Genomic DNA, 18,545 nt, shown 5'->3' on the forward strand with positions numbered 1-18,545 from the left:
CGCCTCGGTGTCAGCGCACCGTGTGGACGATCAGGACGTCGGACGTCGACTTGCGTGCGGCATCCGACGGAACGGAGCCGAGGAGCCGCCCGGTGAGGGTGTTGAGTCCGCGGTTGCCGATCACCAGAAGACCGGCCTCGACCTCGTCGACCAGGTTCAGCAGCGACTCGACGGGGGCACCGACGACAGCGCGTTCCACAACATCCTTCGCGCCGACGGCGTGGGCGCGCTCTTTCGCGGTGCGGAGGATCTCGTACGTCGGGGCCGAACCCGTGATCTGGTAGGCCTCGTCACCGAGCGCGTCGGCGGCCTGCCCGACGTCCTTCGGATCGGCCGGGTAGTACGCACAGGCGATGATCAGCTTGGCGCCCGCGTCCCCCGCGATGGCAGCAGCCTTCTCGACGGCCAGAAACGACGACTCGGAGCCATCGGTTCCGACGACAACGGTCCGGTAGGCGCTCATTCATTCCTCCATGTCTGCGGTGGTCAATTGGCCGGGGTCCGGACATACGCATGTCTGGACCCAGCAGCCACTGCGCTGACCCTAGCTGTATCGGTGCCCGCATAGGTGTATTTGCAACACATGCCACAGGGGATATCCCCAGTGCATGACGGATCACATTCCGGATGCGCCCGGGCTGTGATCAGCGTCAGCGTGACGCGCCGACCTTGGGCCCGAACACGCCGGCCGGGAACACCCCCGCCGCCACGATCGCGTCACGCCACGGGGTCGCGAGTTCGACGAGCCGGGCCGCCCCGTCCTCCCCCAGCGCTGCCCACGGAGCCAGCGCGAGATCGTCGGTGAGATCCTCGACCAGTACCCGCAGTTCCTTCCCGTCGGCGGTGAGTTCGCCCCGGGCGTCCAGGATCTCGCGGTCACGCAGACTCTCGCATGCCGAGTCCCACTGGTCCTGGGTCCAGGCGCGGCGGGTCATCGCGAACTTCTTCTGGAAGCCGAGCCCCGTCGCGGTGTGCGTGATCAGCGATTCGAGTCCGCTCAGTGCCGCCGTCTGCAGGGCGGCGACGTGACCGTCGCCGCGGTACTCCCGCAGCACTGTCAGGGCATGCCAGAAAGCGAGGTGCGGTGCGTCCGGCCACTCCACCTCCGTGTACCCCGCACAGAGCGGCCTGCCCTCGACACCCGGGATCCCGCGGGCCGCGATCGACGCGAGTTCGGCGGCCTCGGCCATCTCCGGTGAATTCGTCACCGATTCGCCGAGAAGTCGCACATACGCCTCCCCGACCGCCCGGTACCGCGCCTCGACGACTGCCGCGGGCGTAGCCAGACCCCAGGCGCGCGGAATGACCGACTCGATCACGGCGGGACTGAAGTTGAAGAAGGTCGCAGTGACGACGCCCGCACCGACTGCGCCCATCGGCGCGGAGCGGCCCGCGAAGTAGCCCATCCGACCCGGTTCGAGACCCGCCTCGACCAGACGATCCTCGACCTCGGGAACGAAATAGCTGAGCGAATGAAGCAACTCCAAGGACCGGGCGGTACGACCTGCGTTGTGTGCATCCATGCTTCAGACCGTACTGCCTCGGCGCCGCCGCTATTTCAGGCCTGCGGCGTCCATGCCGCGCAGCTCCTTCTTCAGATCGGCGATCTCGTCGCGCAGTCGCCCGGCGAGTTCGAACTGCAGATCACGGGCTGCGTTCATCATCTGATCGGTCAATTCCTTGACCAGGTCCGCCAACTCCGCCCTGGGCATCGACTTCGTGTCGCGGCCCTCGTACACCCCGGCGCTGACCGAGCGACCGGCCTCGCCCTGCGCGCGGCGCCCGCGGGTGGCGTTGCGTCCGGAACCGCCGACGTCGACTCCGCTCGCCGTGTCCTCGGCTTCCTCGTAGACCTGGTCGAGGATGTCTGCGATCTTCTTCCGCAGCGGCTGCGGATCGACGCCCATCTTCTCGTTGTAGGCGATCTGCTTCTCACGCCGCCGCTCGGTCTCCTCGATCGCGTGCTGCATCGAGTCGGTGATCTTGTCGGCGTACATGTGAACCTGGCCGGAGACGTTTCGAGCCGCACGGCCGATCGTCTGTATGAGGCTGGTCGAGCTCCGGAGGAACCCCTCCTTGTCGGCGTCGAGGATGGCGACCAACGACACCTCGGGAAGGTCGAGTCCCTCACGCAGCAGGTTGATACCCACCAGAACGTCGTACTCCCCCAGCCGGAGCTGCCGGAGCAGCTCGACCCGTCGCAGGGTGTCGATGTCCGAGTGCAGATATCGCACACGGATACCGAGCTCGAGGAGGTAGTCGGTGAGGTCTTCCGACATCTTCTTCGTCAACGTGGTGACGAGGACGCGCTCGTCCCGGTCGGCACGTTCGCGGATCTCGTGCACGAGATCGTCGATCTGCCCCTTGGTCGGTTTGACGACCACCTGGGGGTCGACGAGACCGGTGGGGCGGATGACCTGCTCGACGAACTCCCCGCCTGCCTGTCCCAGCTCGTACTTGCCTGGTGTGGCCGACAAGTACACCGTCTGCCCGATGCGCTGGGTAAACTCCTCCCAGGTCAGCGGGCGGTTGTCGGTGGCGGACGGCAACCGGAACCCGAATTCGACGAGGTTCCGCTTGCGCGACATGTCGCCCTCGTACATCGCGCCGATCTGCGGGACAGTCACGTGGGACTCGTCGATGACGAGGAGGAAGTCCTCCGGGAAGTAGTCGATCAGCGTTGCGGGCGCCGTGCCCGGACCACGACCGTCGATGTGACGCGAGTAGTTCTCGATGCCGGAGCAGAACCCGACCTGCTTGATCATCTCGAGGTCGTACTGGGTGCGCATCCGCAGCCGCTGCGCCTCGAGCAGCTTGCCCTTGTTCTCGAGGTCGGCGAGCCGCTCCTCGAGTTCGGCTTCGATGTCCTTGACGGCACGTTCCATCCGCTCGGGACCCGCGACGTAGTGCGTGGCCGGGAAGATGCGCACCGAGTCGACCTTCCGCACCACATCCCCGGTGAGGGGGTGCAGGTAATACAGCGCCTCGATCTCGTCGCCGAAGAACTCGATCCGGACCGCCAGCTCCTCGTACGAGGGAATGATCTCGACGGTGTCGCCGCGCACCCGGAAGGATCCACGGGTGAACGCCAGATCGTTGCGGGTGTACTGCACGTCGACCAGCAGCCGCAGCAGAGCGTCGCGCGGAACCTCCACACCGACCTCGAGCTGCACCGACCGGTCGAGGTACGACTGCGGAGTGCCGAGGCCGTAGATGCACGACACGGACGCCACCACGACCACGTCCCGGCGCGACAGCAGGCTCGACGTCGCGGAGTGGCGCAGTCGCTCGACGTCGTCGTTGATCGACGAGTCCTTCTCGATGTAGGTGTCGGTCTGCGCGATGTACGCCTCGGGCTGGTAGTAGTCGTAGTACGAGACGAAGTACTCGACGGAGTTGTTGGGCAGCATGTCGCGCAGTTCGTTGGCCAACTGCGCGGCGAGCGTCTTGTTGGGCGCCATCACCAGGGTGGGCCGCTGCACCTTCTCGATCAGCCACGCCGTGGTCGCGGACTTACCCGTACCGGTGGCGCCGAGCAGGACCACGTCCTTCTCGCCGGCGTTGATGCGGCGTTCCAGATCGGCGATCGCGGTGGGCTGGTCACCGGCCGGCTTGTGGTCGCTGACGACCTCGAACCGCGTTTCCGACCGCTCGATCTCCCCGATGGGACGGAACTCGGAATGTGCCACCACGGGGTGCTCGGATGCAAACGCCATGCAACCAGGGTAGGCGCAGGTACCGACAAACTCCCCGACGATCTCCGTCAGCTGAAAAACCCGGTAGGTTCCCCACCATGGCAGGCGCGAGTCACGACATCCACCCACCGAAGGTCGAGTACTTCGACCTACGGGATCACACCAACACCGACCCCAAGGGTTTCGTCCGCCACGTCGATCACTACCGCGTCGAACCGTGGGGGCTGTATATGGCGCGCACCTCCGACCACCGGCAGTTCCACTACCTGGAGTCGTGGCTGCTCCCCGACCTCGGTCTGCGCGCGTCGATCTTCCACTACCACCCCTACCACCAGCGCGATCAGGACCATTACGTCGACATCGGCACCTTCACCCGGGGTGACGACGTGTGGAAGTCGGAGGACCACTACCTGGACCTGGTCGTCCGCACCGGCCGCGACACCGAACTCCTCGACGTCGACGAACTGATGGAGGCGCACAGCACCGGACTGCTCGATACACCGACCGTCGAGCGGGCGATCCTCACCGCCACCACGGCGATCGACGGGATCGCCGCGCACGGCCACGACCTCGGCCGCTGGCTGGCCTCGATCGACATGCCGATCGACTGGCGGTGACCTACACGCTCCAGCCGGTCCGCTCGGCCCATTCCCACGCCCGGTGATAGGCGCGGTCGAACCACGGAGACTTCGCGTCGACATAGGCGGTGATCGCGTCCCGGTAGTCCGTGTGGCCGGCCGCCTTTTCCGCCGCACCTTCCTTGACCGCGAGGTACTCGGTGCGGGCGTCGGTGTCGGCGCGGAGCCAGTCGCGGAACACGAGCGCGAACTGCTGCCCGGGCCACCCGTCGACCCGAACGTGGACGTTGACGGGCCGTCCCGGGTCGGCACCGCCGTGGATTCGCTTGCCCCACAGCGCCGGGTCGGTCTCCCCGCCCTGGTACGACGGCTTCGGGTCATCGGCGGTGATGTGCTCGATGCGGGGGAGCCCGGCGTCGGCGAGTGATTCGGCGAGGTCGTCCGCGATCTCGAGGTTCGCGACGGTCACCTGGACGTCGATGACGTCCTTGGCGGGCAATCCCTCGACGGCCGTCGACCCGATGTGGTCGATCCGGATGGCGCGGTCGCCGCACACCAGTGTCAGTCGAGCGATCAGCCGGTGCGCCTGCGCCTGCCACTGCGGATTCGGCGGGGCGAGTTCGGGCAGGACACGCACGACGGTCCGCGTGCGGATGTTGGACTCGAAGGGCACGAGACGCTCCGACCACAGTGCCCGGATGTCCGGCTCGAGCGCGCCCGGGGCGCCGCTGTTGTCGAGCCAGACGTCGGCCGCCGCCCGCCGCTGATCGTCGTCGGCCTGGGCTGCGATCCGCGCCCGCGCATCGGTCTCGGGCATCCCCCGCGATCCGACGAGCCGCTGCACCCGCTCCTCCGCATCGACGAACACGACGACGACCAGGTGGAACGCGGCGCCCATTCCGCCCTCGACCAGCAACGGAATGTCCTGAACGAGGATCGCGTCCGTTGGCGCCGATTCAATGGTCTCGGTGGTGCGCGCCCCGACGAGCGGGTGGACGATCGCATTCAGCGCGAGCCGCGATTCGTCGTCGGCGAAGGCGCGGGCAGCCAGAGCGGGCCGGTCGAGCGCGCCGTCCTCCGTCAGGATCTCCTCGCCGAACCGATCGACGAGAGCCGCGAGGCCGGGCGTTCCGGGTTCGACGACCTCCCTCGCGATCAGATCGGCGTCGACGATCACGGCCCCGAGTTCGGCGAGGACCTTCGACACGGTGGACTTACCGGCTCCTATGCCTCCAGTGAGGCCGATTCTCAACACGCCTCCCAGTGTTGCACCCGCCGCGGAACGAGTACGCACGTCCCTCGCCGATCTCCACCCACTTCCCTCTCTGCAGACTCACCTGCCCCAAATACCACAGATGTCCGACACGGTCGGTTATGTTCTAGCGAACGCACCCGACCTGCACCTTCTCGAAGAAGAGGAACGCCATGCGCGATCACCGCAACCAGTTCGGTCGGCACCGCCTCGGCATTCCGGGCGGGGTGCATTGCATCGAGATCCCCGAGGTGGCCTCCGCGCTCGCCGACCATCGCCGGACGTGGCTCACGGCACTCATCAGCCACGGCAGGCACAGCTTCGCAACGATGCGCAAGCGTGCCGAGGTGCAGTCGTCGTCCGGTTACTGGATTCCCGCCACCGCGAACTGAGCACCCGCCTCACCCGACACCACTGTGGCCCGACCTCCGAAGAGGTTGGGCCACAGTCATGTTCGACATGCCCCGGCAACGACGAGACCCCGCCCCTGCAAGGCAGGAGCGGGGTCTTCGGCTTTGCCTGACGAGTCAGGCGGACTTGCTAGGCGTTGCCCGACAGCTTCTCGCGCAGAGCGGCGAGCTGTGCGTCGCTGGCGAGCGATCCGCCCGCAGACTCGGACGACGAGGAGCTGGACGGCGCAGCGGCGTCGGCCTCGCCGGCACCCGACTCGGAGGAGTAGCCGGCAGCAGCGGTGGCAGCCTCGGCGGCCTCGTCTGCAGCGGTCTTCTCCATCTGAGCGGTGTGCATCTTGTGACGACGCTCAGCCTCGGCGTAGCGGTTCTCCCACTCTTCACGCTGCTTGTCGAAGCCCTCGAGCCATTCGTTGGTCTCGGGATCGAAGCCCTCGGGGAAGATGTAGTTGCCCTGCTCGTCGTAGCTGTCCGCCATGCCGTACTTGGACGGATCGAACTCGGCGTTGTAGTCCTCGTTGGCCTGCTTCAGCGACAGCGAGATACGACGACGCTCGAGGTCGATGTCGATGACCTTGACGAGTGCATCGTCGTTGACGCCGACAACCTGGTCCGGGACCTCCACGTGGCGCTCGGCCAGCTCGGAGATGTGGACGAGGCCTTCGATTCCCTCTTCGACGCGCACGAAGGCACCGAACGGAACCAGCTTCGTGACCTTGCCGGGCACGATCTGGCCGATAGCGTGCGTGCGGGCGAACTGGCGCCACGGGTCTTCCTGGGTGGCCTTGAGCGACAGGGAGACGCGCTCGCGGTCCAGGTCGACGTCGAGAACCTCGACGGTGACCTCGGTGCCGACCTCGACAACCTCGGACGGGTGGTCGATGTGCTTCCAGGACAGCTCGGAAACGTGCACCAGGCCGTCGACGCCACCCAGGTCCACGAAGGCACCGAAGTTGACGATGGAGGACACGACGCCCTTGCGGACCTGGCCCTTCTGGAGCTGGTGCAGGAACTCGCTGCGAACCTCGGACTGCGTCTGCTCGAGCCATGCACGGCGCGAGAGGACGACGTTGTTGCGGTTCTTGTCGAGCTCGATGATCTTGGCCTCGATCTCCTTGCCGACGTACGGCTGCAGATCGCGGACACGGCGCATCTCGACGAGCGAAGCGGGGAGGAAGCCACGCAGGCCGATGTCGAGGATCAGGCCGCCCTTGACGACCTCGATGACGGTGCCCTTGACGGCCTCGTCCTTCTCCTTGAGCTCCTCGATGGTGCCCCAGGCGCGCTCGTACTGAGCGCGCTTCTTCGACAGGATCAGTCGGCCTTCCTTGTCCTCCTTGGTGAGGACGAGAGCTTCGACCTCATCGCCCACGGAGACGACCTCGTTGGGGTCGACGTCGTGCTTGATGGAGAGCTCACGGGAAGGGATGACGCCTTCGGTCTTGTAACCGATGTCGAGCAGGACCTCGTCACGATCGACCTTGACGATGGTGCCTTCGACGATGTCGCCATCGTTGAAGTACTTGATCGTTGCGTCGATGGCGGCGAGGAAGTCCTCGGCGGAGCCGATGTCGTTTACGGCTACCTGCGGCGAGGTCACGGTGGTGGAGGGCATATGTTGAGTTGCTCCGGACGGGTTGTGGTCGGTTGATGGTGTTTTGTCGGACAAGCGACCTGAATCGACGAAGCATTTCGCCGAATCAGATCACCGCAAGCGCAGTGAACGACACCCGACTGGAACCGAACAAACTCGAACTGAACCGAATCCGATGCCGCACACATAGACACTCGCGTGCAATAGGCTACGCGCCCCGGGGCAAGCTGGGCAAACCCGGGCACGTTCCCACGCTCTACTCTGTTGCCCATGCCCGATCCTCGCCCGTCCGATTCTCCTCTCTCCCCCGAAGACGACCGTCACGGCACCGCCAACAGTGTCCTCGGAACGTCCGGGGTGAGCCGCGTCCGCGTCGATTCCGAGTCCAGCGAACGCGCGAGCCGTGCCTGGTGGGACGCCGATGCGGACGACTACCACCGCACCCACGGCGAGTTCCTCGGCGTGGACTCGTCCGAGGGTGAGTTCGTCTGGTGTCCGGAGGGAGTCCACGAGGGCGACTACCACCTTCTCGGTGACGTGGCGGGCAAGGACGTCCTCGAGGTGGGCTGCGGTTCCGCGCCCTGCGCGCGGTGGCTCGCCGGCCGGGGCGCCCGGGCGGTCGGGCTCGATCTGTCCATGTCGATGCTGACCCGCGGGGTCGAGGCCATGCAGGCGGGCGGCGCGACCGTGCCGCTCGTTCATGCGGGAGCCGAACACCTCCCCTTTGCCGACGCGAGCTTCGACATCGCATGTTCGGCCTTTGGAGCAGTTCCGTTCGTGGCGGACTCACAGCAGGTGATGTGTGAGGTCGCCCGGGTTCTTCGTCCGGGCGGGCTGTGGGTGTTCGCCGTCAACCATCCGATCCGCTGGATCTTCCCGGACGATCCGGGCCCGCGCGGGCTCACCGCGTCGCTCCCCTACTTCGACCGCACGCCCTACGTGGAGATCGACGGCGACGGCGTCCCCACCTACGTCGAGCACCACCGGACCATCGGCGACCGGGTGCGCGAGATCGTGGCGGCAGGCCTGGAGGTGCGCGACATCATCGAGCCGGAGTGGCCCGAGTGGCTCGACCGCGAATGGGGGCAGTGGAGCCCGCTGCGGGGGCAGATCTTCCCCGGCACCGCCATCTTCAGCTGCCGCAAACCCGTGAGTACTTGTTAACCGCCCGCGGTTGACAAGTACTCACGGGGCCGGAGGCCATTACAGCAGCTTCGACAAGAACAACTTGGTGCGGTCGTGTTGCGGATTGGCGAGCAGCTCGCGGGGGTTGCCCGATTCCACGACGACGCCGGCGTCCATGAAGACGAGCTGGTCGGCCACCTCGCGTGCGAAGCCCATCTCATGCGTGACGACGACCATCGTCATTCCGCCTGCCGCGAGATCCTTCATCACGGTCAGCACCTCCCCGACCAGCTCCGGGTCGAGGGCGGACGTCGGCTCGTCGAACAGCATCAGCTTGGGGTCCATCGCCAGCGCACGGGCGATCGCGACGCGCTGCTGCTGACCACCCGACAGCTGCGCCGGGTACGCGTCCGCCTTCTCGCTCAGACCCACCTGCTCGAGAAGATCCCGTCCCCGCTCGAGCGCCTTCTTCTTGCTCAGCCTCTTCACCTGAATGGGCGCCTCGATGATGTTTTCGAGTGCCGTCCGGTGCGGGAAGAGGTTGAAGTGCTGGAAGACCATCCCGATGTCGCGGCGCTGCTTCGCGGCAGCCCTGGGGTGGAGTTCGTAGAGCTTTCCGCCCCGCTCGGAGTACCCGACGATCTCACCGTCGACGTACAGCCGCCCTGCGTTGACCTGCTCGAGGTGGTTGATGCACCGCAGGAACGTCGACTTCCCCGAGCCCGACGGCCCGACCAGGCACAGGACCTGGCCGGAGTCGATCTCCAGCGACACGCCCTTGAGTACCTTCAGCGCCCCGAAGTTCTTGCAGACCCGCTCCGCCTTGACCATCGGCGTCATCGTCGTTCCCCTCCGGGTGTGTCGGGCAAGGTCTCGGGCCCGGGTTCGATCACCAGCGGTTTGCCCTGCGCGTCGGCGAGCGCCTGCAGTTGCCGCGGGGTGAGTTTGCGGGACGCGCCCTTCGAGTAATACCGCTCCAGGTAGAACTGGCCGATCATGAGCAGGCTGGTGATGGCGAGGTACCAGGTGGCGGCCACCATCAGCAGCGGGATGGGCTGGAAGTTCGCACCCGAGATGTCTCTGGCACGTCCGTACAACTCCAGGCTGTACGGCACCGCGGTGACCAGCGAGGTCGTCTTCAGCATGCTGATCAGCTCGTTGCCCGTGGGCGGGATGATCACTCGCATGGCCTGCGGCAAGATCGTGCGCCGCATCGTCTGCGACCACGTCATACCGAGCGCCACCGACGCCTCGGTCTGCCCCTCGGCGACCGAGTTCACGCCGGCACGGACGATCTCGGCCATGTACGCGGCCTCGTTGAGTCCCAGCCCGATCACCGCGAACAGGAACGCCGCGTTGATTCCCTGCAGGTCGATGTGCACGAACTGGTGGATGAACGGGATTCCCAGATCCAGCTGCTTGTAGATGGACGGGAACAGTCCCCAGAACACCAACTGCACGTAGACCGGGGTCCCGCGGAAGATCCACAGGTAACCCCACGACGCCGCCTTCAGCACCGGGTTCGGCGACAGCCGCATGACGGCGAGGACGACACCCAGGATGATCGCGATCGCCATCGACAGGATCGTCAGCTGGATGGTGTTCCACGCCGCGGCCGAGATCCGTGCGTCGAACAGATAGCGGGCGTAGATGTCCCAGCGGTACGCCTCGTTGGTACGCGCACCGTTGACGAACAGCGCCAGCAGCAGACCGACGACGATCGCGGCGATCCAGCGGCCGGGACGCCGCAGCGGGATCGCCTTGATCGGTTCCGGTTCCTGCCCCGTCTCGGTGCCGGACCGGTCCGGAGCCTTCTCCACGTCAGACACTCGTCAACCGCTCAGCTCGTGGCGCCGTTGATCTGGGACGTGGTGATGACGCCCGCCTCGACGCCCCAGTTCTCCGCGATCGTCCGGTAGGTGCCGTCGTCGATGAGGTGCTGCAACGCCTGCTGGAGGGTCTGCGCGAGCGGCGAACCCTTCGCGACGGGCCAGCCGTACGGCGCGGCGTCGAAGACCTCGCCCGCGGCCTCGATCTTGCCGTCGCTCTGCTTGATCGCGTACGCGGTGACGGGCGAATCGGCGGACATCGCATCGACCTTGCCGAGGGCGACGGCGTTGGCGGCGTCGTCCTGGCTGTCGAACTTCACGATCTCGATGGGCGGCTTACCTGCCGCGACGCACGCCGCGCTCTTGGCGGGCACCTCCTCGAGATCCTCGATGGTGGTGGTCTGCACGCCGACCCGCAGGCCGCACGCGTTGGTGGGGTCGACGGACTTACCGGCGGGCTGCGCCCACTGCACTCCGGCGCTGAAGTAGGTGGTGAAGTCGACCGACTGCTCGCGTTCCTTGGTGTCCGTGAACGACGACATACCCATGTCGTAGCTGCCCGCCTGGATCGACGGGATGATCTTGTCGAAGTCCGCCTCGGTGTACTGCGGTGTCACGCCGAGCACCTTGCCCACGGCATCCACGAGGTCGACGTCGAAGCCGACTATCTTGCCGCTCGGATCCTTGAACTCGTTGGGCGAGTACGGAATATTGACACCGACGACGATCTTGCCGGACGAGGCGATCTTCTCGGGCAGTGTCGCCGCGATGGCATCCACCTTGTCGACTTCCACGGCGACGGTCTCTTCTCCGGAAGGCGTACCACCGCCCTCGGTGTTGCTGGCGCATCCGGCGAGCAGCAGAGCGCTGCCACCCGCCAGTGCACAGATGGTGCGGGCCACTCGGCCTCGCGCGAAGACAGATCGACCAGACACTGGCATGTCCTCCAAGGAAATCGTGGTACAGCGAGCGAGCTACGGCGACGGAGAACTCTCGAACTCCGAATAGTCGAACGGTAGGTTACGGCACCCGCATCTGCGGACGTCGTTACCGAACATTAACGGCCTGTCCCGGCCCGTGGCGGCGGTTTCAGCGACGGAGTGTCCGCGCGAGGACCGTCTCGGTGAATTCACTGGTCGACGCGAGTCCACCCAGGTCAGCCGTGGCGACTCCGGATGCGATCGTCGCACGGACCGCGTCGCGGATCCGGTGGGCAGCGCCGCCCAGATGCCGGTCCGCACGGCGGTCGCCGAGCCACTCCAGCATCATCGCGGCCGACAGCATCAGCGCCGTGGGATTGGCCCGGTTGCGTCCCGCTATGTCGGGGGCGGCTCCGTGCGCCGCCTGCGCCATCACCTTGGTCTCGGAAATGTTGATCGACGGGGCCGTGCCGAGTGACCCGGACAACTCACCCGTCAGGTCCGACAGGATGTCGCCGAACATGTTCTCTGTCACCACGACATCGAAGTCGCGTCCCCTGCGAACGAGATGCGCGGTCATGGCGTCGACGTGCTCGTCGTCGATCCGCACGTCCGGGTAGTCGCTCTCCCCCACCTCCCGGCAGACGTCGCGGAACAGTCCGGTCGTCATCGACAGGACGTTGGCCTTGTGCACGATCGTGACGTGGCGGCCGCGCGTGCGCGCCAGCGCGAATGCGGTGTGCGCGATGCGCTCACACGCCCTCCTCGTCACGACGCCGACCGCCAGGGCCACGTCGGGCGTCGGCATGAACTCGCCGCTGCCGGCGAACATGTTCCGGTCCGCGTACAACCCTTCGGTGTTCTCCCGGACGATCACCAGGTCCATGTCCGGAACCGTCGAGGCGACGCCCTCGAGCGAGCGCGCGGGGCGGATGTTTGCAAAGAGGTCGAATTTCTTGCGCACCACCCCGCCGGGGGTCAGCCGGCCGCGGAACGGTTCCGGGTAGGCGGCGCTGTCGTGCGGGCCCAGGATCCAGGCGTCGAGTTCGTCCAGCGCGGAGAGCGTGGAATCGGGAATCGGCGTTCCGTGCGACTCGATGGCGCCCAGGCCGAGGGGCAGTTCCACCCAGTCGACGTCGCCGCCTCCCGCCGCAGTCAACGCGGCCGACACCACCCGCTGGGTTGCCGGAACGATCTCGTGACCGATGCCGTCGCCGAGGAGCACCCCGATCCGGGTATCGGAAATGTTTGCCGTAGCACCGCTCATGAGGCCATCATTGCCTACCATGGTCCAGTCGGTGGAACTGCTGTTCGACGAAGCGACCGACGTTGCCGTGCGCGCGGAGTGGCAACGCCTGTGGGATGCCGGGATGCCCAGCCGCACTCGCGTTCGCGCCGAATCGAATAGGCCCCACATCACCCTGTTCGTGGCGCGCCACATCCCGCCCGAGATCGACGAATTGCTGGGCCGCCGGATCGCGACGCCGTCGTTCCACATCCGGCTGGGCGGGCTCGTGATGTTCGGCGGCAGGCACGTCACGCTGTCCCGTTTGGTGGTGCCGTCGAAGGCCCTGCTGGCCCTGCACCACAGCGTGTTCGATCTCGCGGCGCATGCCACGGAAATCACGCCGCACATCCGCCCGGGCGAGTGGACGCCGCACGTGACTCTCGCGCGGCGACTGCCGGCCGATCAGATCGCGGAGGCTGCGCGCTTGCTCGACGGTGGCGACATCATCGGCCGCGCGTCGGTGGTGCGCCGGTGGGACGGGGACGCCAAACGCGAGTGGGTGGTCACGGCGCCGCCGTGATCACGGTGCATCCGCGGCGACCGTCTGGGCGGCCTTGCGCGAAGACCGTTGAGTGACGACGATTCCCGCGATCACCGCGAGTGCCCCGACGGGCTGGTTCCAGGAGATGTGCTCGTCGAGTGCGACCGCGCCGAGCACGACGCCGACCACCGGGGTCAGGTAGGTGACGGTGGAGGCCGCGGTGGGCCCCCAGCCGCGCACCACGTTCGTGTTCCACACGAACGCCAGCCCGGTGCCGAACGCCCCGAGCCCGACCATCGACGCGACGATCGCGGGGGTCAGGTGCATCGGCGTGCTCGCGACCCACGGGGTGACGACGACCATCGCGGCAGCGGCGATCGACACCTGCATGAACGCGATGGTGGGTGTGCCGACGCCCCGCGGAAGGATGAACCGTCTCAGGTAGACCAGTGCCACACCGTACGACGCGGTGGCGCCGAGGCACGCGAGCTGGGCGGGAACGCTACCGATGATCCCCGCCTGCCACGGCGCCAGCACCACGACCACCCCCGTGAAACCGAGCAGGAGGCCGAACAGCTTTGCGTCCGTGAGCTTCTCCCCCGGCAGGAACGCCAGGGCCACCGACATCGTCATGAGCGGTGTGGTCGCGTTGTAGATGCTGGCCAGGCCCGAACTGATGCTCTGCTCGGCCCAGCTGAACAGCAACCACGGCACCACACACTGGGCGACCGCCAGTACCGACAGGTGCGCCCACGTCGCCGCTTCGCGCGGCAACCGTGTCCGGGTGAGTCCGAGGACGGCACCGAGGGTCACCGCCCCGAACACGAGTCGCCACAGCACGACCTGCGTGAAGGACAGGCCCTCGAGCCCGACCTTGATGAAGAGGAAACTTGCGCCCCAGGCGAGCGCCGTGCCCGCGTACTGGACCGCCAGATTCCCTCTCAAAAGCGGAAGTCCCCGTGCTGGATGACTTCGTTGTGCGTGTCGGGCGTGCGGCCGGCGAGCGCCAGCGCGTCGAGCGCCAGGAACACGAGGAGTACCACGACCAGGATTGTCATGTCTTCAGCCTCGTATCATCAGCCTACGAGGAAAAGTGGCAGAAACGACATTGATGATCGTATTTCTGCCATACTCGGGTGGTGCTGAAAAAAGTCGTCGTACCGCTCATGCCGCTCACCGAGGCGTTCGAGCTCGGAGTCGCCTGCGAGGTGTTCGGATTCGACCGATCCGACGACGGACTTCCCACCTACGAATTCTCCCTCGTCGCCGGCTCACGGGAACCCATCCGCACCCGATTCGGATACGGCATCGACGTCCCGTACGACCTCGACCGGCTCGACGACGCCGACCTCATCGTCGTTCCCGCGGGCGGAACCTACGCCGAGGCGGACGGCACCTTCGTCTGCGCGAAGGACCCCGATCCGTGCATGGACCCCCTCCTCGACAAACTGCGGGCCGCGGTGGACCGGGGCGCCAAGGTTGCCAGCCTGTGCAGCGGCGCCTTCGTGCTCGGTGCGGCCGGACTGCTGGACGGGCGCAAATGCACCACCCACTGGCGGCACGCCCAGCGGCTCGCCGACCTCCACCCGGCGGCCACGGTCGACCCGAACGTCCTGTACGTCGACGACGATCCCGTCCTGACCAGCGCGGGCACCGCCGCGGGTATCGACCTGTGCCTGCACATCGTGCGCAAGGAACAGGGCAGCCGGGTGGCCAACGGGATCGCGCGGCGCATGGTGGTCCCGCCGCACCGGGACGGCGGTCAGGCGCAGTACGTGGCGATGCCGCTGCCGTCGACGACGATCGACACGCTCGGACCGCTGCTCGACTGGATGACCGAGCACCTCGCCCTCGACCTGTCGGTGACCGCGGTGGCGGCCAAGGCCAACATGTCTCCCCGCACGTTCGCGCGGCGGTTCCAGGCCGAGACCGGGACCACCCCCGCCCGATGGCTCAGCGATCAGCGGGTGCTGGCCGCGCAGCACCTCCTGGAGAACTCGGACCTCTCGGTGGACGTGATCGCCGAACGGGTCGGCTTCGGCGGCGGCCCCGTCCTGAGGCAGCATTTCCTGCGGCTGCGCCACACCACCCCGCAGGCGTACCGCCGCACGTTCCGGGACACGGAGCGCACCGGCTGACGACGCCGCAGGGAAGAATCGACGGCGGCGCGGCGTTGCACACGCAGAGCAGTCATCGAACGAAAGGACCCTCGTGGCCACCAAGACTCTGACTCAGCAGAACTTCGACGAGACCGTGACCGGCAACGACGTCGTTCTGGTCGACTTCTGGGCATCGTGGTGCGGACCGTGCCGCTCCTTCGCGCCCACCTTCGAGGCCTCGTCGGAGCAGCACCCGGACGTCGTGCACGCCAAGGTCGACACCGAGGCGGAACAGGGCATCGCCGCCGCCGCGAACATCCGGTCGATCCCGACCATCATGGCGTTCCGTGAGGGTGTGCTGGTGTTCAGCCAGCCGGGTGCGCTGCCGCCTGCGGCGCTCGAGGATCTTCTCACGCAGGTCAAGGCCCTCGACATGGACGAGGTGCGCAAGCAGATCGCCGAGCAGGCGCCGGCCGAATAGGGCGGAGGACCGCCGCCGCCTAGTGTGCGGCGGCGTCCCAACTGCGACCGGTGCCGACGGACACGTCCAGCGGCACCGACAGCTCGATGGCCGAGGACATCTTGTCGCGGACCAGCTGTTCGACCTGTTCCCGTTCCGAGTCGACGACCTCGAGCACGAGTTCGTCGTGGACCTGCAGCAGCATCCGCGACCTCAGACCCGCCTCGCGCAGCGAACGCTGCACGTTGATCATCGCGACCTTGATGATGTCGGCGGCCGTGCCCTGGATGGGGGCGTTGAGCGCGGCGCGCTCGGCGACCTCCCGCCGCTGGCGGTTGTCGCTCGTGAGGTCGGGAAGGTAGCGGCGACGCCCGTACAGCGTGGACGTGTAGCCGTCCTTGCGGGCCTGTTCCACGACCTCGTGCAGGTAATCGCGTACCCCGCCGAACCGGGCGAAGTACGCCTCCATCTGTGATTTGGCCTCTTCGGTCGAGATCTTGAGCTGGGCGGCCAGACCGAACGCGCTCAGCCCGTACGCCAGCCCGTAGGACATCGCCTTCACGCGGCGGCGCAGCTCCGGCGTGACCTCCTCGATCGGCACGCCGAAGGCACGCGCGCCGACGAAGCTGTGCAGGTCTTCTCCGGTGTTGAACGCCTCGATCAGTCCCTCGTCACCGGAAACGTGGGCCATGATCCGCATCTCGATCTGGCTGTAGTCGGCCGTGAGCAGCGTGTCGTAGCCCTCGCCGACGACGAAACCGTCCCGGATCTGACGGCCCGCGTCGGTGCGCACCGGGATGTTCTGGAGGTTGGGCTCGGTCGACGACAACCGGCCGGTGGCCGCGACGGTCTGGTTGAACGTCGTGTGGATCCGCCCGTCCTCGGCGACCGTCTTCAGCAGGCCGTCGACGGTCACCTTCAGCCGCGTCGCGTCGCGGTGCGCGAGCAGGTGCTCGAGGAACGGGTGCGACGTCTTCTCGAACAGGTTCTGCAACGCCTCGGCGTCCGTGGTGTACCCGGTCTTCGTCTTCTTCGTCTTGGGCATCTCCAGCTCGTCGAACAGCACGACCTGCAGCTGCTTGGGTGACCCGAGGTTGATCTGCTTGCCGATGACCCCGTAGGCCGCCTCCGCCGCCTCGGAGACCTCGGCCGCGAAACGGCTCTGCAGGTCGTGCAGGTGGGTGCCGTCGACGGCGATACCGGACGCCTCGATGACGGCCAGCACCTCCAGCAGCGGCAACTCCATCTCGGACAGCAGAGCCGTCGATTCGATGTTTTCGAGTTCGGTGTCGAGCGCGGCCGCGAGGTCGAGGACGGCGCGGGCGCTGAGAATTTCGGTCTCGGCGGCTTCCGCGTCGACCTGGTCGGCGTCGTCGAGCAGCGACAGCTGCTCCTGGCCGGTCTCCTCCACCCGCAGCTCCCTGCGCAGGTACCGCAGCGACAGGTCGTCGAGGTTGAACGTCCGCTGTCCGGGGCGCACCAGGTAGGCCGCCAGCGCGGTGTCGCTGGTGAGACCGCCGAGCACCCAGCCGCGTCCGCGCAGCGCGTGCATCGCCCACTTGGCCTCGTGCAGGGCCTTCGGCTGACCCGCGTCCGCGAGCCAGTTGCCGAGCGCCTTCTCGTCCTCCGGGGTGGCGGACGCGGTGGCGATGTAGGCGCCCTCGCCGTCTGCGGCCGCGATGGCGATCGCCGTCACGTCACCGCCGTACGGGGTGCGGGTGCCGACCACCGACACGCCGGATCGCTCGCCCGTCGACGCGTGCGCCGACAGCCAGTCCGCGACCGCTCCGGGATCGAGCGCGCCCCCGCGCACCTCGAAGCCCTCCTCCGCCTCCGCTTCGACAGGGGCCAACGTCGCGAACAGCCGGTCGCGCAGCACCTTGAACTCGAGATCGTCGAACAGCGCGTGGATCTTCTCCCGATCCCACTGCGCGAGCATCAGCTGGTCCGGGGTGTACGGCAGCGGGACGTCGCGCACCATCTCGGTCAGTTCCCGGTTGAGCAGAACGTTCGGGAGGTTCTCCCGCAGCGCGTCACCGACCTTGCCGCGGACCTTGTCGACGTTGTCGACCAGGCCGACGAGATCGCCGTACTCCTTTATCCACTTGGTGGCGGTCTTCTCCCCCACACCCGGGATGCCCGGCAGGTTGTCGCTCGGGTCGCCGCGCAATGCCGCGAAGTCGGGGTACTGCGCAGGTGTGAGCCCGTACTTCTCCTCGACGGCCGCCGGCGTGAACCGGGTGAGGTCCGAGACGCCCTTCTTCGGGTAGAGCACCGTCACCCCGTCGGTGACCAGCTGGAGCGAGTCCCGGTCGCCGGTCACCACGAGGACGCGGTACCCGAGCGCCTCGGCCTGGGTGGTGAGCGTGGCGATGATGTCGTCGGCCTCGAAGCCTTCCTCGGCCATCACCGGGATGCCGAGGGCCCCGAGGACGTCCTTGGTGATCTCGACCTGCCCCTTGAACTCGTCCGGAGTCTTGCTGCGATTGGCCTTGTACTCGGGGAACTTCTCGGCCCGGAACGTCTGCCTGGACACGTCGAACGCCGCCGCCACGTGGCTGGGCTGTTCGTCGCGCAGCAGGTTGATCAACATCGACGTGAACCCGTAGACGGCGTTGGTGACCTGACCGCTGTGCGTCTTGAAGTTCTCGGCGGGCAGGGCGTAGAACGCACGGAAGGCCAGCGAATGGCCGTCGAGCAGCATCAGGGTGGGGCGATCGTCGGACGACGCGGCTGCGCCGGACGCGGGGGACGTGGTGGACCGGGGGGTGGTTGCAGGGCTCACGGTTGCCCAGTCTAGGGAGCGGATCCGAC

Annotated in this window: 17 protein-coding genes; 6 read left to right on the forward strand and 11 right to left on the reverse strand. The window is 67.1% G+C overall.

Translation table 11 applies throughout. The features are described from left to right. Positions 1-10 precede the first annotated feature (10 nt). The 3 genes from ACFVJ3_RS13270 to uvrB form a co-directional block, all read right to left on the reverse strand. Complete coding sequence (locus ACFVJ3_RS13270; RefSeq protein WP_378452466.1) at positions 11-463, reverse strand: universal stress protein; 453 nt, start codon at positions 461-463, stop codon at positions 11-13. Positions 464-650: 187 nt separating this feature from the next. Then, the gene (locus ACFVJ3_RS13275; protein ID WP_378452467.1) at positions 651-1,523 is read right to left on the reverse strand and encodes a hypothetical protein; all 873 of its coding nucleotides are present in this window, start codon (positions 1,521-1,523) and stop codon (positions 651-653) included. A 30-nt stretch (positions 1,524-1,553) separates the two neighbouring features. Next, positions 1,554-3,716 (reverse strand): excinuclease ABC subunit UvrB, encoded by a 2,163-nt coding sequence (gene uvrB / locus ACFVJ3_RS13280; RefSeq protein WP_378452468.1) that lies wholly within the window; start codon positions 3,714-3,716, stop codon positions 1,554-1,556. A 77-nt stretch (positions 3,717-3,793) separates the two neighbouring features. Here uvrB and ACFVJ3_RS13285 point away from each other — a divergent pair, with 77 nt between their 5' ends. Further along, a complete protein-coding gene (locus ACFVJ3_RS13285; RefSeq protein WP_378452469.1) occupies positions 3,794-4,312 on the forward strand; it encodes a DUF402 domain-containing protein in 519 nt (172 codons plus the stop codon). A 1-nt stretch (position 4,313) separates the two neighbouring features. Here ACFVJ3_RS13285 and coaE read toward each other — a convergent pair whose 3' ends face one another. Further along, positions 4,314-5,528 carry a dephospho-CoA kinase gene (gene coaE / locus ACFVJ3_RS13290; protein WP_378452470.1) on the reverse strand — a complete coding sequence of 405 codons (1,215 nt, stop codon included), beginning with the start codon at positions 5,526-5,528 and terminating at the stop codon, positions 4,314-4,316. A gap of 170 nt (positions 5,529-5,698) precedes the next feature. Between coaE and ACFVJ3_RS13295 the strand changes: the two genes are divergently transcribed. Then, complete coding sequence (locus ACFVJ3_RS13295) at positions 5,699-5,917, forward strand: hypothetical protein (protein WP_378452471.1); 219 nt, start codon at positions 5,699-5,701, stop codon at positions 5,915-5,917. Between the two features lie 148 nt (positions 5,918-6,065). On the opposite strand, the gene rpsA is transcribed toward ACFVJ3_RS13295, so the two are convergent. After that, the gene (gene rpsA, locus ACFVJ3_RS13300; protein WP_378452472.1) at positions 6,066-7,550 is read right to left on the reverse strand and encodes a 30S ribosomal protein S1; all 1,485 of its coding nucleotides are present in this window, start codon (positions 7,548-7,550) and stop codon (positions 6,066-6,068) included. Positions 7,551-7,799: 249 nt separating this feature from the next. Here rpsA and ACFVJ3_RS13305 point away from each other — a divergent pair, with 249 nt between their 5' ends. Further along, a complete protein-coding gene (locus ACFVJ3_RS13305) occupies positions 7,800-8,693 on the forward strand; it encodes a class I SAM-dependent methyltransferase (RefSeq protein WP_378452473.1) in 894 nt (297 codons plus the stop codon). A gap of 39 nt (positions 8,694-8,732) precedes the next feature. Here ACFVJ3_RS13305 and ACFVJ3_RS13310 read toward each other — a convergent pair whose 3' ends face one another. The 4 genes from ACFVJ3_RS13310 to ACFVJ3_RS13325 form a co-directional block, all read right to left on the reverse strand. Then, the gene (locus ACFVJ3_RS13310) at positions 8,733-9,494 is read right to left on the reverse strand and encodes an amino acid ABC transporter ATP-binding protein (RefSeq protein ID WP_378452474.1); all 762 of its coding nucleotides are present in this window, start codon (positions 9,492-9,494) and stop codon (positions 8,733-8,735) included. Further along, the gene (locus ACFVJ3_RS13315; protein WP_378452594.1) at positions 9,491-10,474 is read right to left on the reverse strand and encodes an amino acid ABC transporter permease; all 984 of its coding nucleotides are present in this window, start codon (positions 10,472-10,474) and stop codon (positions 9,491-9,493) included. The genes ACFVJ3_RS13310 and ACFVJ3_RS13315 overlap by 4 nt, the downstream gene beginning before the upstream one ends. Before the next feature lie 20 nt (positions 10,475-10,494). Further along, on the reverse strand, positions 10,495-11,424 hold the full coding sequence (locus tag ACFVJ3_RS13320) for an ABC transporter substrate-binding protein (protein WP_378452475.1): 930 nt from the start codon (positions 11,422-11,424) through the stop codon (positions 10,495-10,497). 148 nt (positions 11,425-11,572) lie between these two features. After that, the gene (locus ACFVJ3_RS13325) at positions 11,573-12,670 is read right to left on the reverse strand and encodes an isocitrate/isopropylmalate dehydrogenase family protein (protein ID WP_378452476.1); all 1,098 of its coding nucleotides are present in this window, start codon (positions 12,668-12,670) and stop codon (positions 11,573-11,575) included. 19 nt (positions 12,671-12,689) lie between these two features. Here ACFVJ3_RS13325 and ACFVJ3_RS13330 point away from each other — a divergent pair, with 19 nt between their 5' ends. Then, entirely contained in the window at positions 12,690-13,211 is a 522-nt protein-coding gene (locus ACFVJ3_RS13330) for a 2'-5' RNA ligase family protein (RefSeq protein WP_378452477.1), read from the forward strand. Here ACFVJ3_RS13330 and ACFVJ3_RS13335 read toward each other — a convergent pair whose 3' ends face one another. Next, positions 13,212-14,117: a DMT family transporter gene (locus ACFVJ3_RS13335; RefSeq protein ID WP_378452478.1), complete on the reverse strand. Its 906-nt coding sequence runs from the start codon at positions 14,115-14,117 to the stop codon at positions 13,212-13,214. Between the two features lie 194 nt (positions 14,118-14,311). On the opposite strand from ACFVJ3_RS13335, the gene ACFVJ3_RS13340 reads away from it, so the two are divergent. Together ACFVJ3_RS13340 and trxA are read left to right on the forward strand one after the other, a co-directional pair. Continuing rightward, entirely contained in the window at positions 14,312-15,310 is a 999-nt protein-coding gene (locus ACFVJ3_RS13340) for a helix-turn-helix domain-containing protein (RefSeq protein ID WP_378452479.1), read from the forward strand. 73 nt (positions 15,311-15,383) lie between these two features. After that, the gene (gene trxA, locus ACFVJ3_RS13345; protein ID WP_005260388.1) at positions 15,384-15,752 is read left to right on the forward strand and encodes a thioredoxin; all 369 of its coding nucleotides are present in this window, start codon (positions 15,384-15,386) and stop codon (positions 15,750-15,752) included. Positions 15,753-15,771: 19 nt separating this feature from the next. Here the strand turns inward: trxA and polA are convergent, their stop codons facing one another. Continuing rightward, positions 15,772-18,516, reverse strand: coding sequence for a DNA polymerase I (polA, locus tag ACFVJ3_RS13350; RefSeq protein WP_378452480.1), 2,745 nt, complete (start codon positions 18,514-18,516; stop codon positions 15,772-15,774). Positions 18,517-18,545 lie beyond the last annotated feature (29 nt).

Origin of the sequence: Rhodococcus sp. NPDC127593, from assembly GCF_042671975.1 — a bacterium.
In the GTDB taxonomy this organism is placed as follows: Bacteria; Actinomycetota; Actinomycetes; order Mycobacteriales; family Mycobacteriaceae; genus Rhodococcus_F.

Excerpts from the sequence above, each read along its gene's own strand:
- ACFVJ3_RS13270 (WP_378452466.1), bottom strand. The coding sequence starts at position 463 with ATGAGCGCCTACCGGACCGTTGTCGTCGGAACCGATGGCTCCGAGTCG.
- ACFVJ3_RS13275 (WP_378452467.1), bottom strand. The coding sequence starts at position 1,523 with ATGGATGCACACAACGCAGGTCGTACCGCCCGGTCCTTGGAGTTGCTT.
- uvrB (WP_378452468.1), bottom strand. The coding sequence starts at position 3,716 with ATGGCGTTTGCATCCGAGCACCCCGTGGTGGCACATTCCGAGTTCCGT.
- ACFVJ3_RS13285 (WP_378452469.1), top strand. The coding sequence starts at position 3,794 with ATGGCAGGCGCGAGTCACGACATCCACCCACCGAAGGTCGAGTACTTC.
- ACFVJ3_RS13295 (WP_378452471.1), top strand. The coding sequence starts at position 5,699 with ATGCGCGATCACCGCAACCAGTTCGGTCGGCACCGCCTCGGCATTCCG.
- rpsA (WP_378452472.1), bottom strand. The coding sequence starts at position 7,550 with ATGCCCTCCACCACCGTGACCTCGCCGCAGGTAGCCGTAAACGACATC.
- ACFVJ3_RS13305 (WP_378452473.1), top strand. The coding sequence starts at position 7,800 with ATGCCCGATCCTCGCCCGTCCGATTCTCCTCTCTCCCCCGAAGACGAC.
- ACFVJ3_RS13310 (WP_378452474.1), bottom strand. The coding sequence starts at position 9,494 with ATGACGCCGATGGTCAAGGCGGAGCGGGTCTGCAAGAACTTCGGGGCG.
- ACFVJ3_RS13320 (WP_378452475.1), bottom strand. The coding sequence starts at position 11,424 with ATGCCAGTGTCTGGTCGATCTGTCTTCGCGCGAGGCCGAGTGGCCCGC.
- ACFVJ3_RS13325 (WP_378452476.1), bottom strand. The coding sequence starts at position 12,670 with ATGAGCGGTGCTACGGCAAACATTTCCGATACCCGGATCGGGGTGCTC.
- ACFVJ3_RS13330 (WP_378452477.1), top strand. The coding sequence starts at position 12,690 with ATGGTCCAGTCGGTGGAACTGCTGTTCGACGAAGCGACCGACGTTGCC.